Annotated in this window: 13 protein-coding genes; 6 read left to right on the top strand and 7 right to left on the bottom strand. The window is 69.8% G+C overall.

Features of this window, described 5'->3' with window-relative positions; translation table 11 throughout:
- Positions 1–142: 142 nt before the first annotated feature.
- Positions 143–1,078, bottom strand: a complete 936-nt coding sequence (locus ABZ906_RS22985; protein ID WP_361191210.1) for a serine hydrolase — start codon at positions 1,076–1,078, stop codon at positions 143–145.
- Positions 1,079–1,199: 121 nt separating this feature from the next.
- Between ABZ906_RS22985 and ABZ906_RS22980 the strand changes: the two genes are divergently transcribed.
- Both ABZ906_RS22980 and ABZ906_RS22975 read left to right on the top strand, forming a co-directional pair.
- Positions 1,200–1,874: a GntR family transcriptional regulator gene (locus ABZ906_RS22980; protein WP_361190564.1), complete on the top strand. Its 675-nt coding sequence runs from the start codon at positions 1,200–1,202 to the stop codon at positions 1,872–1,874.
- Positions 1,871–3,172, top strand: coding sequence for an MFS transporter (locus ABZ906_RS22975; RefSeq protein ID WP_361190567.1), 1,302 nt, complete (start codon positions 1,871–1,873; stop codon positions 3,170–3,172). Before ABZ906_RS22980 ends, ABZ906_RS22975 begins: the two co-directional genes overlap by 4 nt.
- Before the next feature lie 45 nt (positions 3,173–3,217).
- On the opposite strand, the gene ABZ906_RS22970 is transcribed toward ABZ906_RS22975, so the two are convergent.
- Positions 3,218–4,042: a maleylpyruvate isomerase family mycothiol-dependent enzyme gene (locus ABZ906_RS22970; protein ID WP_361190569.1), complete on the bottom strand. Its 825-nt coding sequence runs from the start codon at positions 4,040–4,042 to the stop codon at positions 3,218–3,220.
- Between the two features lie 136 nt (positions 4,043–4,178).
- Here ABZ906_RS22970 and ABZ906_RS22965 point away from each other — a divergent pair, with 136 nt between their 5' ends.
- Positions 4,179–4,982 (top strand): carbon-nitrogen family hydrolase, encoded by an 804-nt coding sequence (locus ABZ906_RS22965; protein WP_361190572.1) that lies wholly within the window; start codon positions 4,179–4,181, stop codon positions 4,980–4,982.
- Positions 4,983–5,013: 31 nt separating this feature from the next.
- Here the strand turns inward: ABZ906_RS22965 and ABZ906_RS22960 are convergent, their stop codons facing one another.
- From ABZ906_RS22960 to ABZ906_RS22945, 4 genes are all read right to left on the bottom strand, one after another.
- The gene (locus ABZ906_RS22960; protein ID WP_361190574.1) at positions 5,014–5,508 is read right to left on the bottom strand and encodes an LURP-one-related family protein; all 495 of its coding nucleotides are present in this window, start codon (positions 5,506–5,508) and stop codon (positions 5,014–5,016) included.
- 136 nt (positions 5,509–5,644) lie between these two features.
- The gene (locus tag ABZ906_RS22955) at positions 5,645–5,869 is read right to left on the bottom strand and encodes a hypothetical protein (protein ID WP_361190577.1); all 225 of its coding nucleotides are present in this window, start codon (positions 5,867–5,869) and stop codon (positions 5,645–5,647) included.
- Positions 5,870–6,004: 135 nt separating this feature from the next.
- A complete protein-coding gene (locus ABZ906_RS22950; RefSeq protein ID WP_361385400.1) occupies positions 6,005–7,309 on the bottom strand; it encodes a M18 family aminopeptidase in 1,305 nt (434 codons plus the stop codon).
- 308 nt (positions 7,310–7,617) lie between these two features.
- Complete coding sequence (locus tag ABZ906_RS22945; protein ID WP_361385397.1) at positions 7,618–9,450, bottom strand: acyl-CoA dehydrogenase; 1,833 nt, start codon at positions 9,448–9,450, stop codon at positions 7,618–7,620.
- Positions 9,451–9,637: 187 nt separating this feature from the next.
- Between ABZ906_RS22945 and ABZ906_RS22940 the strand changes: the two genes are divergently transcribed.
- From ABZ906_RS22940 to ABZ906_RS22930, 3 genes are all read left to right on the top strand, one after another.
- Positions 9,638–10,120 (top strand): SseB family protein, encoded by a 483-nt coding sequence (locus tag ABZ906_RS22940; protein ID WP_361190585.1) that lies wholly within the window; start codon positions 9,638–9,640, stop codon positions 10,118–10,120.
- A gap of 122 nt (positions 10,121–10,242) precedes the next feature.
- The gene (locus ABZ906_RS22935; RefSeq protein ID WP_361190588.1) at positions 10,243–11,199 is read left to right on the top strand and encodes a pirin family protein; all 957 of its coding nucleotides are present in this window, start codon (positions 10,243–10,245) and stop codon (positions 11,197–11,199) included.
- A 70-nt stretch (positions 11,200–11,269) separates the two neighbouring features.
- Entirely contained in the window at positions 11,270–12,334 is a 1,065-nt protein-coding gene (locus ABZ906_RS22930; protein ID WP_361385394.1) for an AI-2E family transporter, read from the top strand.
- Here ABZ906_RS22930 and ABZ906_RS22925 read toward each other — a convergent pair.
- Positions 12,289–14,475, bottom strand: a complete 2,187-nt coding sequence (locus ABZ906_RS22925; protein ID WP_361385391.1) for a SpoIIE family protein phosphatase — start codon at positions 14,473–14,475, stop codon at positions 12,289–12,291. The two genes, ABZ906_RS22930 and ABZ906_RS22925, sit on opposite strands and share 46 nt — an antisense overlap.
- Between the last annotated feature and the right edge of the window lie 185 nt (positions 14,476–14,660).

The raw sequence follows: 14,660 nt of genomic DNA, 5'->3' as shown, positions 1-14,660 counted from the left end.
CGTGCGGGACCGGGTCGTGCGGCGTCGTGGTGCTGTACGTATGAACTCCCCGGCCCGCTCGGAAGGTTCCGCCCGCCGCATCACGCGGCGGGCCCCCTCGTCGTACTCCCCTCAGAGGCCGATCCGGACCCCGGAGGAAGGCTTACTTCTTGAAGCCGTAGTCCATCAGCTTCTTCGCGTCCTTCGTGCGGGCGTCGGAGGAGGTCGAGGTGAGGACCGTGCCGATGACCGTCTTGCCATTGCGGGTCGCGGCGAAGACCAGGCAGTACTTGGCCTGCGGGCCGGAGCCCGTCTTCACGCCGATGGCGCCGCTGTAGCTGCTGAGCAGGTTGTTCGTGTTCGACCACGACATGTAGCGGTAGCCGCCGCTCTTCGTGGTGACCTTCTGCTTCGTCGACTTCGTCTTCACGACCGTACGGAACGTGGAGCTCTTCATCGCGCTGCTGGCGAGCTTCGTCAGGTCACGGGGCGTGGAGTAGTTGCTCCCGTTGCCGATCCCGTCGAAGGAGTCGAAGTGGGTGTTCGTCATGCCCAGGCTCCTGGCCTGGGCGTTCATCTTGCCGATGAACGACTTCACGCGGGCGGAACGCGTGGAGCCCTTGCCGAACTTGTCCGCGAGCGCGTACGCCGCGTCGCAGCCGGACGGCAGCATCAGGCCGTACAGGAGCTGGCGGACGGTGACCTTGTCGCCGACGATCAGCCGGGCGGACGAGGCGGTGTTCCGGACGATGTAGTCGCTGTAGGCCTTCTCGATCTTGACCTTGGAGTCGAGGTTCAGGTTCGACTGCGAGAGCACGACCTTCGCCGTCATGATCTTGGTGGTCGAGCCGGTGGACCGGCGGGTGTCGGCGGCCTTCGTGAAGAGCGTCTTGCCGGTGCCGTTGTTCATCACGTAGCCGCCCTTGGCGGCGATGGACGGCTTCGGCAGTGCGGCCGCGTGGGCCGGGGTCGTGAGGGCTCCGCCCGCGAAGACCGCGCTCGCGGTGACGATAACGGCCGATGCGCGACGAATGCCCTTGATGGGGGTTTTCAAGTTCTGTGCTCCCAATGCCCAAATGCCCCTGGAATGCGGCCACATGAGGGTGCCGCTCGACAGGTATGACACACGAGAGAAGCAAATGGATGCACGGGAACGCGGGTGATGTCCGGATCGTGGAATGGACGCCCTCATGAGTACCTGTTGTATCTATGCTGTGCGCATGCCTGTCGCACCCGCCTCACCCCCCACACAGACCCTCAAGCGGCCGCCCGCAGCCGAGCGCGTGTACGCGCACGTCAAGCAGGGCGTGCTCGACCGCCGGTACGAGGGCGGCACGCTGCTCACCGAGGGCGAGCTCGCCGAGGCGGTCGGGGTGTCCCGCACACCGGTGCGCGAGGCCCTCCTGAAGCTGGAGGTCGAGGGGCTCCTGCGGCTCTACCCCAAGAAGGGCGCCCTGGTCCTGCCGGTGTCCGTGCAGGAGATCGCCGACGTCGTCGAGACACGGCTCCTGGTGGAGACACACTCGGTGCGCAAGGCGGTGCCGGCGCCGCCCGCGCTGCTCGCCCGCCTGGAGGAGCTGCTTCACCAGCAGCGCGAGCAGGCCGCGGCCGGGGACTTCTCCGCCGCCGCCGTGACCGACCGCTGCTTCCACGCCGAGATCGTGCGCAGCGGCGGCAACGAGATCCTGGCCCGCCTCTACGACCAGCTCCGGGACCGGCAGCTGCGGATGGGCGTCGCCGTGATGCACTCCCACCCCGACCGGATCGCCAAGACGCTCGCCGAGCACGAGGAGCTCCTGAAGGCCCTGACCTCCGGCGACGTCGAGGCCGCCGAAGCGGTGGTCACCCGGCACGTCGGATGGTTCCAGAACCTGGCCAGGGGCGAAGTCCGATGACCACCGTGCCCGTCTCCCTGCCCGGCGATCCGCCCGGCGGCAAGAAGGCCATGCTCGTCTGGGGCATCGGCGTCGCCGTCTACTTCGTCGCCGTCATCTTCCGCACCTCCCTCGGCGTCGCCGGTCTCGACGCCGCCGACCGCTTCCACGTCAACGCCTCCGCGCTCTCGACCTTCTCGATCCTCCAGCTGCTCGTCTACGCGGGCATGCAGATACCCGTCGGCCTGATGGTCGACCGGCTCGGCACCAAGCGCGTGCTGACCATCGGGGTCGTGCTCTTCACGATCGGGCAGCTCGGCTTCGCCTTCTCGCCCTCGTACGGGATGGCGCTCGCGTCCCGCGCGCTGCTCGGCTGCGGTGACGCGCTGACCTTCATCAGCGTGCTGCGCCTGGGCACCCGCTGGTTCCCCGCCCGGCGCGGCCCGATGGTCGCCCAGCTCGCCGGCCTGGTCGGCATGGCGGGCAACCTCGTCTCCACCCTCGTCCTGGCCCGGCTCCTGCACTCCGTCGGCTGGACCGCGGCCTTCGCGGGCAGCGCGCTGTGCGGCGTCGTCGTCCTCGTACTGATGACGCTGTTCCTCAAGGACCACCCCGAGGGATACGCGCCGGAGCCCGTGCGGCACTCCGGCGGAGCCTTCGTGCGCAAGCAGATAGCCATGAGCTGGCGCGAGCCCGGCACCCGGCTCGGCCTCTGGGTGCACTTCACCACGCAGTTCCCCGCGATGGTGTTCCTGCTCCTGTGGGGCCTGCCGTTCCTCGTCGAGGCGCAGGGCCTCACGCGCGCCACGGCCGGGACGCTGCTCACCCTCGTCGTGCTCTCGAACATGGTGGTGGGCCTGGTCTACGGCCAGATCGTCGCCCGGCACCACGCGGCACGCACGCCGCTCGCGATCGGCACCGTCGCCGCGACGGCCACGATGTGGGCGGTCACGATCCACTACCCCGGCGACCACGCCCCGATGTGGCTGCTGATCATGTTGTGCACGGTGCTCGGCGCCTGCGGCCCCGCATCCATGATCGGCTTCGACTTCGCGCGGCCCGCCAACCCGCCGGAGCGGCAGGGCACCGCGTCCGGCATCGTGAACATGGGCGGCTTCGTCGCCTCCATGACGACGCTGCTCGCGATCGGCGTTCTCCTGGACGCGACCGGCGACAACTACCGGATCGCCTTCTCCGCCGTCTTCGTCCTCGAAGCGGTGGGCCTCAGCCAGATCCTGCGGCTGCGGACGCGCGCGGTGCGCAGGGAGAAGGAGCGGCTTGTCGCCAGCCGCGTGGAGGCCGTGCACGTTCCTGTCTGAGGCCTGAGGCCTGAGGTCTGAGGCGGGGCCCCGGGTCCCGAAGGGCTACGGCGTGACCGCGAACTCCCGCAGGATCGCCTCGGCGAGACCGTGATCGCCCTCGATCTTGACCCGGTCGGCCACCGACGCGTACGAGATACGGCCGCAGGCGAGGCGGAAGTACGTCTCCCAGTCCAGGCTCAGCGTGGCGAGCGGGCCGAGCGAGGGGGAGCTGTCGACCGTGGCCCGCCCGTCGGCGTCCACGCGGACCGTGCGCAGGAACTCGACGGGACCGCTCACGTCGAAGACGACCGCCGAATTCACCGGTGCCCCGGCCTTCTTGGCGACCACGTCGGTCAGTCCGTGCAGCAGGAGGTCCCGCGCCACGAACGCTCCCTGGGAGTCCAGGTTGCCGGGCTTCTTCAGCGTCGTACGCAGGTCCTGCTCGTGCACCCAGACGTCGAACGCGCGCATCCGCGTGGCCAGTTCGAGGGTCTGCTCCGTGCCGAGCGGGCCGCGGATCTTGTGGGAGGGGTCGCGCGATTCGTTCCGCAGCTGACGCGTGCGGCGGATGATCGTGTACTCCAGCTCGGAGGTCATCTCGGGCGCCGTGTGATGCCGTCGGACGTCGACCTGCATCTCCATGTAGCGCTGGCCCTCGGTCTTCACGTGGTAAAGATCGCGGGGCAGGGTGTGGATGGGGCGCGGGTCGCCCAGCATCTCGCAGTCCAGGCCTATGACGTGGGAAATGATGTCCCGCACCGACCAGCCGGGGCAGGGCGTGGCCCAGTTCCACTCTCCCTCGGCGAGCGGTGACACCAGCTCGGATATGGCTGATACGGATTGGGTCCAGGCGTCGGCGTAGGTTTGCAGGCTGGGATGGAGACTCACGGGACCCCTCGACGGTCGTACGCGGGCGGTGGGTGTCTGAGACGCTAAGTTACGCTGCCCACAGGCACCCCGGCAGTGCTTTCGTGTGACGATCGTAGGCCCGTGTTGACGGCTCGAATGCCAGGACGGTGGTAGTGTGCGCGCCTCCCTCATCCAGATCGCCGTAGACGAGGGCGAAACGGTCAATTCCCGCCGCTCGCGCGTCTCTTCACTGGTACGAGAAGTAGCCGAGCGTGAGCGGCCGGATCTCATCGTTCTTCCCGAACTGTGGACAACGGGCGCCTTCGCGTACGAAACGTTCGCGAGCCAGGCGGAATCGCTTGAGGGACCCACGTACGAAGCGATGGCCAAGGCAGCGCGTGACGCTGGCGTCTGGCTGCACGCGGGGTCCGTCCCGGAGCGGGACGCGGCCGGGGACCTCTACAACACCTCGCTCGTCTTCTCGCCGGACGGTTCGCTCGCCGCCGCGTACCGCAAGATCCACCGGTTCGGCTTCGACAAGGGCGAGGCCGTGCTCATGGGGGCGGGCAGCGAACTGGTGACGGTACGGACGCCGGCCGCGGCGATCGGGCTCGCCACGTGCTACGACCTCCGCTTCCCCGAGCTGTTCCGGGGCCTTGTCGACGCGGGCGCCGAGATGTTCGTCGTGCCCGCGGGGTGGCCCGCGCGGCGGCGTGAGCACTGGACGCTGTTCGCCCGGGCGCGGGCCGTCGAGGATCAGGTGTACGTCCTGGCCTGTGGCACCGGCGGCACGCACGCCGGGGTCCCCCAGGCGGGGCACAGTGTCGTGGTGGACCCCTGGGGCGAGGTGCTCGCCGAGGCGGGGGACGGTGAGGAGGTCCTCACCGTCGACCTCGACCTCGCGAAGGTCGCCGCCACGCGTGAGCAGTTCCCCGCGCTGAAGGACCGGCTCCTCGGGGTGGACGCCCCTCAGCGCTGAGGACCCTCCGCGCTGAAATTGCCCGGTGGCCCTAGTCGTCGCCGCGTTCCTTCTCCGCCAGGCGGATCACGCAGACCGCGACGGCCAGGAGCAGGGAGGCGTCGGCGTCCTCGCGGACGATCTGCAGGCCGTACGTGTCGCGGACGTGGAACCAGCGCCGGGAGATGTCGGCCAGGAGTTCGCCGTCGTACTCGATGGCGAACTCGCGGTCCAGGATCTTGCCGCTGACGTCGAGCTCGGTGCCGTCGACCAGCTCCACGCGGTAGTGGTTGCGCAGCAGCGAGAGGCGCTTGCGCTTGATCTTGGCCAGGGGCTCGCCGTCGCGTTCGATCACCATCGTGTCGCGCAGCGACAGCATCTTCGCGTGGATGTCGATGAGGACACGGCCCTGCATGTCCTTGAGCTCGAAGGTCTCGCGCAGGCGCATCGCCTTGCCGTCGACGAGAAAGACCTTCTGGCCCTGGTCGTCCTCGATCCAGTAGTCGTCACCGATGCCGAGCAGTCGGTCGCGTACGAGAAGTTTCATGGAGCCATGAGTACCCCGCACCGCCCATGACACCGTGGAAAGCCGGGGGAGTTCACCGTGACGTGGCGTCATGCGGCAGGGCCCGGCAGCGGTGGATGCGGCTGCCGGGCCCTGCGAAGACGAGCGGGTGGAGCTGTTACAAGCCGTGGCGGTGGTGGTCGTCCTCCGTCTCGATCACCGTCGCGCCCGGCGGTACGACCGTCTTGCGGCGCGCGTTGGTGAACGCGGCGACACCGATCACGCCCACGGCCATCATGATCAGACCGGCGACGGTGACGTTGATGCCGTCCATCTCCCAGTCGGTGGCGAACGCGAGGATGGCGCCCGCGGCGATCAGAAGTATGCATCCGCCCAGGCCCATGTGGACCGCCTCCCTAAGTCGTGGCAGGGACTCCGGGTACCCGGGCCCGGCACCATCACACAGGGAAGCGGAAATCGCCCTCGGGGCGGCGGTCCTGAGTGCCCCTCAGCCCTCGTCCTGAGCGCCCGTCAGCTCCTAGCCCCGGAGGAACGCCACAAGGGCGTTGGCGAGCAGGTGCGGGTCGTCGGCGCCGCACAGCTCGCGCACGCTGTGCATCGAGAGGATCGCGACGCCGATGTCGACGGTCTTGATGCCGTGCCGGGCCGCGGTGATCGGGCCGATCGTCGTGCCGCAGGGCATCGCGTTGTTCGACACGAAGCTCTGGAAGGGCACGCCCGCCTTCTCGCAGGCGGCGGCGAACACGGCACGTCCGGCGCCGTCGGTGGCGTACCGGTTGTTGACGTTGACCTTGAGGATCGGGCCGCCGTTGGCGCGGGGGTGGTGCGTCGGGTCGTGCCGCTCGGCGTAGTTGGGGTGCACGGCGTGGCCCGTGTCGGAGGAGAGGCAGACGGTGCCGGCGAAGGCGCGGGCCTTGTCCTCGTACGTACCGCCGCGCGCGAAGACGGAACGTTCGAGCACCGAGCCGAGGAGCGGGCCGTCGGCGCCCGTGTCGGACTGGGAGCCGTTCTCCTCGTGGTCGAAGGCGGCGAGGACGGGGATGTACGGCAGGGAGCCGGCGTCGTCCGCCGTGGCGACGGCGGCGAGCGCCGCCGTACAGGCGTGCACGGAGAGGAGGTTGTCCATGCGCGGGCCCGCGATGAGGTCGCGGTCGCGGCCGAGGTAGGAGGGCGCCTCGACGGGGTGCGTCATCAGGTCCCAGCCGGTGACGTCGCCGGGCGTCAGGCCCGACTCCTCCTCCAGGAAGGAGATGAGGTCGCCCTCGTGCACGTCGTCGCCCAGGCCCCAGATGGGCTGCATGTGCTTCTGCTTGTCGAGCTTGAGACCGTCGGCGACCACTCCGCGGTCCATGTGGATGGCCAGCTGCGGGACACGAAGCAGCGCCCGGTCGATGTTCACCAGGCGCGTCGAACCGTCCCGCAGCGAGAGTCTGCCCGCGAGGCCGAGGTCGCGGTCCAGCCAGGAGTTGAGCAGCGGGCCGCCGTAGATCTCGACCGCCACCTGCCGCCAGCCGTGCGCGCCCGCGTCCGGCTTCGGCTTGACGCGGAGGTTGGGGGAGTCGGTGTGGGCGCCGACGATGCGGTACGGGGTGTGCGCGGATGCCCCTTCGGGCACGTACCAGGCGATGATCGCGCCGCCGCGCAGCACATACTTCCCGCCGGTCGAACCGTCCCAGGCGTCGGTCTCCTCGACCTGCCTAAAGCCGGCCTTCTCCAGCCGCTCCGCGGCGCCCGCCACGGCGTGATACGGGGAGGGGCTTGCCGCAAGGAAGGTGATGAGGTCGTCGGAGAGGCCGCGGTCGAAGCGGGCAGGTGTGCTCATGGCTTCCAGCCTAGCTAGCGGTTTTCTCTGGCGTGGGCGCCCGTTTCCGGGAGTTTCTGTACCGGATGTGCCCGAATCCCGGCGCTTGTACCGCCGGAGTCCCCTCCTTCCGCCCGCCCGCCGGCCGGCTGCGGCGGCGCCCCCGCCTGTCCCGCCGCTCCGCGCCGGATCTCCCCCACCCACCCACCCGACACCCCGCATCACCCCCTGAACCACCCTGCGCCCACGGCTCCGCCCCCCCAGAACCGCCGACGGCCCGCCCCCGGAACTCCGGGGGCGGGCCGTTGGCGTAGGTGGAGCCGTGGAGGCTAGAACGCTGACTCGTCCAGTTCCATGAGGGACAGGTCCACGCCCTCGGCGAGCTTCCGCTCGGCCGTGACGCCCGGCAGGACGTTCGCGGCGAAGAACTTGGCCGCGGCGATCTTGCCCTCGTAGAACGCTTTGTCCTTGGTGGAGGCCGTGCCCGACTCCAGCTTCTCGGCGGCGACAGCCGCCCCGCGCAGCAGGAGGTAGCCGACGACGACGTCGCCGGAGACCATCAGGAGGCGGGTCGTGTTGAGGCCCACCTTGTAGATGGACTTCACGTCCTGCTCGGTGGCCGCGAGGTCCGTCAGCATGACGCCGACGATGGCCTCCAGCTCGACCGCCGCCTTGGCCAGCTCCTCGCGGGCCCCGGCCAGGCTCTCGCCGCCCGTGCCGACCGCGAGGAACTTCTTGATCTCCTCGGCGAGGCCGTTCAGCGCGGCACCCTGGTTACGGACGATCTTCCGGAAGAAGTAGTCCTGGCCCTGGATGGCGGTCGTGCCCTCGTAGAGGGTGTCGATCTTCGCGTCACGGATGTACTGCTCGATGGGGTACTCCTGGAGGTACCCCGAGCCGCCGAACGTCTGGAGCGACTGCGCCAGCTGCTCGTACGACTTCTCCGAGCCGTAGCCCTTGACGATGGGCAGGAGCAGGTCGTTGAGCGCGATCAGCGCCGACGCGTCCTCGCCCGCCGCCTCCTTGATCTGGATGTCGTCCTGGACGGCCGCGGTGTGCAGCACCAGGGCGCGCATGCCCTCCGCGTACGCCTTCTGCGTCATGAGGGAGCGGCGCACGTCGGGGTGGTGCGTGATGGTGACCTTGGGGGCCGTCTTGTCCATGAACTGGGCGAGGTCCGGGCCCTGCACGCGCTCCTTTGCGTACTCCAGGGCGTTGAGGTAACCCGTGGAGAGCGTCGCGATGGCCTTCGTGCCGACCATCATGCGGGCGAACTCGATGATCATGAACATCTGGCGGATGCCGTCGTGCTTGTCGCCGATCAGCCAGCCCTTGGCGGGGTGCTGGTCGCCGAACGTCATCTCGCACGTGTTGGACGCCTTGAGGCCCATCTTGTGCTCGACGTTCGTGGCGTACACGCCGTTGCGCTCGCCCAGCTCGCCGGTCTCCCAGTCGAACTCGTACTTCGGGACGAGGAAGAGGGACAGGCCCTTGGTGCCGGGGCCGTGACCCTCGGGGCGGGCGAGGACGTAGTGGAGGATGTTCTCCGACATGTCGTGCTCACCGGACGTGATGAAGCGCTTCACGCCCTCGATGTGCCAGGAGCCGTCCTCCTGCTGGACAGCCTTCGTGCGGCCCGCGCCGACGTCCGAACCGGCGTCCGGCTCGGTCAGGACCATCGTCGAGCCCCACTGCTTCTCGACGGCGATCGCGGCGATCTTCTTCTGTGCCTCGTTGCCCTCTTCGTGCAGGATGCCCGCGAACGCCGGACCGGAGGAGTACATCCACACGGCCGGGTTGGCACCGAGGAGCAGCTCCGCGTACGCCCAGATCAGGGAGCGCGGCGCGGTCGTGCCGCCGATCTCCTCGGGCAGGCCGAGGCGCCAGTAGTCGGAGTCCATGAAGGCCTGGTAGCTCTTCTTGAAGGACGCCGGTACCGGCGCGGTGTTGGTCTCGGGGTCGAACACCGGCGGGTTGCGGTCGGCGTCCGTGAAGGACTCGGCCAGCTCGTTCTCGGCGAGGCGGCGCAGCTCGTCGAGGATGGTCTTGGCGGTGTCGACGTCCATCTCCGCGAACGGGCCGGTGCCGTACAGCTTGTCGCGGCCGAGCACCTCGAAGAGGTTGAACTCGATGTCGCGGAGATTCGACTTGTAGTGCCCCATGGCGACGGCTCCGTTTGGGTCGGGGAGGCGGGATCCTCAGGCGGGTCTGCGTAAGGCTGTCTGCGTAAGCGAAAAAACCACGTACCAGTTAGTAGCTACCGATAATGCTACCCGCCGGTAATAAGAAGCAACCCCTGATCCCCCAAGTGTGAGCAGCGCCCCGTCCGGCCTCGGTACGCTTGCCCCCATGTACGGCTACGACCAGCAAGCGGGCGCCGGGCAGCATTACGCACCGCCGCAGCCGCCGCCTCAGCAGATGCCGGGCGGCCCGGGCGGTTACGCCCAGCAGCCCCCGCTCTACCCCGAGCCGTCGCCCCCGTCCCTCGCGGACGCGGTGCGCGCCTTCACCACGGGCTCGATGTCCGCCGAGGACTTCCAGCAGGCCTTCGCCACCTCGAAGGTCTACTGCCCGCGCGGCGACAACCCCGGCTTCCTCGCCCTGCACAACACCCAGCAGCCCGTGATCCCGATGTTCACGTCGCTCAAGGAGCTGCGCCGGTACGCGGGCAAGGAGTCCAAGTACTTCGTGATCACGGGTGCCGAGGTCATCGACCTCCTCCCCACCGGTTACGGCTTCGTCCTCGACATGGAGGGCGAGCACCGCATGGTCTTCGACGCCAAGGCCGTCGAGCAGATGGTCGACTTCGCGATGCGCAGGATGTACGGCTGACGCGTCGGGTACACGGACCAGACATGACGCCCGGAGGGAATTACCTCCGGGCGTCTCGCGTTCCCGGTGGCAAGAAGTTCTACGTTCAACTAAAGTGAGCGTACGAAGAAGGAGGCACCGACATGCCCGCTGTGACCGTCGAGAACCCGCTGACCCTGCCCCGTGTGGCCGCGTCCGCCGATGCCGTGGCCCGTCCCGTGCTCCGCGTGACGACCGCGCCGAGCGGCTTCGAGGGCGAGGGATTCCCGGTGCGCCGGGCGTTCGCCGGGATCAACTACAAGTACCTCGACCCGTTCATCATGATGGACCAGATGGGTGAGGTGGACTACGGAGCGGGAGAGCCGAAGGGCACGCCCTGGCACCCGCACCGCGGCTTCGAAACCGTCACGTACCTGATCGACGGCACGTTCGTGCACCAGGACTCGAACGGTGGCGGCGGCACCATCCAGAACGGCGACACCCAGTGGATGACCGCCGGCAGCGGCCTCCTGCACATCGAGGCGCCCCCGGAGTCCCTCGTCCAGTCCGGCGGCCTGTTCCACGGCCTCCAGCTGTGGGTCAACCTGCCCGCGCGGGACAAGATGATGGACCCCCGCTACCAGGACATCCGCGGCGGTCACGTCCAGCTGCTCACCTCCCCCGACGGCGGCGCACTCCTGCGCGTCATCGCCGGTGAGCTCGACGGACACCAGGGCCCCGGCGTCACGCACACGCCGATCACGATGATCCACGCGACGGTGCGCCCCGGCGCCGAGGTCACGCTGCCCTGGCGCGAGGACTTCAACGGCCTCGCGTACGTCCTCGCCGGGCGCGGCACGGTCGGTGCCGAGCGCCGCCCGGTGCACATGGGCCAGACCGCCGTCTTCGGCGCGGGCTCCTCGCTGACCGTCCGCGCGGACGAGAAGCAGGACGGGCACACCCCCGACCTGGAGGTCGTGCTGCTCGGCGGGCAGCCCATCCGCGAGCCCATGGCGCACTACGGTCCGTTCGTGATGAACAGTCAGGCCGAGCTCCAGCAGGCCTTCGAGGACTTCCAGAAGGGCCTGCTCGGCACGGTTCCGGCCGTGCACGGCATGTAGTCCGCGGAGGGGCAGGCGGGTAGCCGTACATAACGTGCGGGGCCGATGAGCCCGTGCTCGGGTAGGAGGGGTGAGCACCCTTCTGCCCGAGCCCGCACGCCGTACCGCCGCCTGGTGCGTGGTCCTCCTGCTCGTCGCCGGCGTGGCCGCCGTGGCGATCTGGCTCTTCGTCACCTTCAAGGCGGCCGCCACACCGGTGCTGCTCGCCCTCCTCGGCACGGCACTCCTCGGGCCCGTCTACCGATGGCTCCTGAAGATGAAGGTGCAGCGCTCGCTGGCCGCGGGGCTCACCTGCGCGGCCGTCGTCGCGGTCGTCGGCGGCGCGGTCTACATCGTGGTCAGGGCCCTGATGGACACCGGCGACCAGATCATCGCCTCCCTGAAGCAGGCCGCCACCGACCTCTCCGAGCACTTCGGCGCGGCGGGGACATCCCTGGACGACATGGCGTCCAACGCCAAGGAACTGCTCGGCAAGTTCGGCGGTTCCGCCGCCTCCGGGGTGCTCAGCGGGCTCAGCGTCGTCGGCGAGATGACCGCCATGGCCGTACTCGCCCTGCTGCTCGTCTTCTTCTTCCTGCGCGACTCCGACCGCGCCATGAGCTCCATGCGCTCGCTCGCCCCGCGCGGCACCGCCGACGTCGTCGAGGCGATGGGCCGCCGCGCCTTCGAGGCCGTCGAGGGCTTCATGCGCGGGACCACGTTCATCGCCCTGATCGACGCCGTCTGCATCACCATCGGGCTGCTGATCCTGGGGGTGCCCGGGGCGTGGGGCCTGGGCGCACTCGTGTTCATCGGCGCCTACATCCCCTATCTGGGTGCTTTCATCTCCGGCGCCGTCGCCGTCCTGGTCGCCCTCGCCGACCGCGGGTTCGTCATCGCGCTGTGGGCGCTGGGTGTCGTACTCGCCGTGCAGGTCCTCGAAGGGCATGTGCTCCAGCCCGTGATCCAGTCGCGGACCGTCCAGATGCACCCGGCGGTCGTCATGCTGGCGATCGCCGCCGGGGCGTCCGTCGCGGGGATCCTGGGGATGCTGCTCGCGGTGCCGGTGACCGCCGCCGCGTTCGGGGTGATCTCGGAGCTGAGGGAGCGCTATCCGGAGGGCTTGTCCGGGTCGGGTCCCACGGCACCCTCGTAGAGCTCGAACCAGATGCTCTTGCCCTCGCCCCTCGGCTCCACGCCCCACTCGTCGGCGAGCAGCTCCATCAGGACGAGCCCACGCCCCGACGACGCCAGTTCACCGGGGTGGCGCTTGTGCGGCAGGTCGTCGCTGCCGTCCGACACCTCCGCCCGCAGCCTGCGCGAGCCCGGCTCCCCGATGACCTCGGCGACGAGCAGGGCATCGCCGTCCGTGTGCACCAGTACGTTCGTGATCATCTCGGAGACCATCAGGACCGCCGAGTCGACCTGATCGGCGACCGCCCAGTCGTGCAGCAGCTCCCGCACATGCCGCCGCGCCCCCGCGATGCGCTCCGGCTCGGCCTGCGCGACCGTCAGGACGGTGCGGCGGGCGGGCGTGCGGTGGGCGGGGTGGCCGGACCTGCGAAGGAGCAGGACCGCTATGTCGTCCTCGCGGCGGTCCACGAGGGGGCCGGTCGTGTAGTGCGATGAGGGCCCGTGCACGGCCTGTACGAGGGTGTCGGCCAGCGCTTCGAGGTCCTCGTCGCCGTCGCCGCCCCCGTGCTCCTCCAGGATCGTGCGGATCCGCTTCCAGCCGCTGTCCAGGTCGTGGCCGCCGGTCTCGATGAGGCCGTCGGTGCAGACCAGCATCGTCTCGCCGGCCTCCAGGACGAGGCGGGTCGTGGGGTAGTCCGCGTCCGGGTCGATGCCGAGCGGCAGACCGCCCGCCGTGGGACGCAGCAGGATCGTGCCGTCGCTCATCCGTATCGCGGGCTCCGGATGGCCCGCGCGGGCGATCTCCAGGACGCCGGTGGCCGGGTCCGCCTCCACGTACAGGCAGGTCGCGAAGCGCGGGTCGGGGCTGCTGGCGCCCTGGTCCTCGCCGTCGAAGCCGATCGTGATGCCGTCCGAGATGCCCGCGAGGAAGCGCGTCGCGCGGGAGAGCACGGCGTCCGGGCGGTGGCCCTCGGAGGCGTAGGCGCGCAGGGCGATCCGCAGCTGCCCCATCAGGCCCGCCGCCCGTACGTCGTGCCCCTGGACGTCGCCGATGACGAAGGCGATACGGCCGCTGGGCAGCGGAATCATGTCGTACCAGTCGCCGCCCACCTGGAGCCCGCCGCCGGTCGGCACATACCGCGCGGCCACGGTCATCCCCGGGATGCGCGGCCCGAGCAGCGGCAGCATCGAGCGCTGGAGCCCCTCCGTCAGCTCCCGCTCCGACTCGGCGACCCCGGCCCGCGAGAGCGCCTGGGCCAGCATCCGGGCCACCGTCGTCAGGACGGAGCGCTCGTCCGGCGTGAACGAGACGGGGTAGGCGAAGGCCGCGAGCCAGGCACCCATCGTGCGCCCGGCGACGGTCAGCGGCAGGAACGCCCAGGACTGCCGGTCGAAGGGCTGGGCCAGCGGCCAGGTGGCGGGGAAGCGGCGGTGGTACTCCTCCGGCGAGGAGAGATAGACCGCGCGGCCCGTGCGCACCACCTCGGCGGCCGGATAGTCCGTGTCCAGGGGCATCGCGGAGAAGGGCACGTCGTCGCCGGGCTGGTGACCGTAATGCCCGATGATCTTGAGCCGGTCGCCCTCGACGCCGAAGACACCGAGCCCGTCCGGCGAGAACCCCGGCATGGAGAGCCCGCTGGCCACCCGGAGCACCTCCTCCGTCGACCGCGCCTCGGCAAGGGCGCGCCCCGCGTCGAGCAGGAACGCCTCGCGGGAGCGCCGCCAGTCACCGGTGACCGGAGAGCGCGCGGCGGCGCCGGGCGGGGGCTCGGTGACCTCTTGCAGGGTGCCGATGAGCTCGTACGACTGTGTGGCCTCGTCCACGATCGGCTTGGACCGGCTGCGCACGATGCGGATGACCCGCCCCTGGTCGTTCATGATGCGCAGGCGGGCCTCGGCCAGGGTGCCCTCGGCGACGGCCAGCTGCACGATCCCGTCGATCTCGTTCCAGTCGACCGGGTGGAAGCGGGAGCGCACGCCCGCCTCGGTGAGCGCCTGTGCGCGCGGCGGAAGCCCGAGGAGCCGGGCCGCCTCGGCGTCGAGCGTGACGGTGCCGGCCGCGTTGTCCCAGCGCCACAGGCCGGTCGCGATGGCGGCGAGGACGTCCCTTACGGGAGGCAGGGGCTCGTCCCCCGCCGGCTGCAGGGGATCGTCGGTGCGCATTGACCCACTTTAGGAAGATCGGCGGACAAGTCGCCACCGCCGGGGGTGGCGGGGAGCTGCCCCGGAGGTACGGAGAGCTGCCCCCGAGGTACGGAGAGCCGCCCCGGAGGTGCGCGGAGAGTGAGCGCGGAGTAATCCGGAAAGCGATCTCCCCCCGGACGGTAGCCTTGGGGCCTGTCTGCTCT

This window comes from Streptomyces sp. NPDC046925 (assembly GCF_040644915.1).
In the GTDB taxonomy this organism is placed as follows: Bacteria; Actinomycetota; Actinomycetes; order Streptomycetales; family Streptomycetaceae; genus Streptomyces.
The sequence above is the reverse complement of the archived record's forward strand: the minus strand, read 5'-3'. Positions and strand labels throughout refer to the sequence as shown.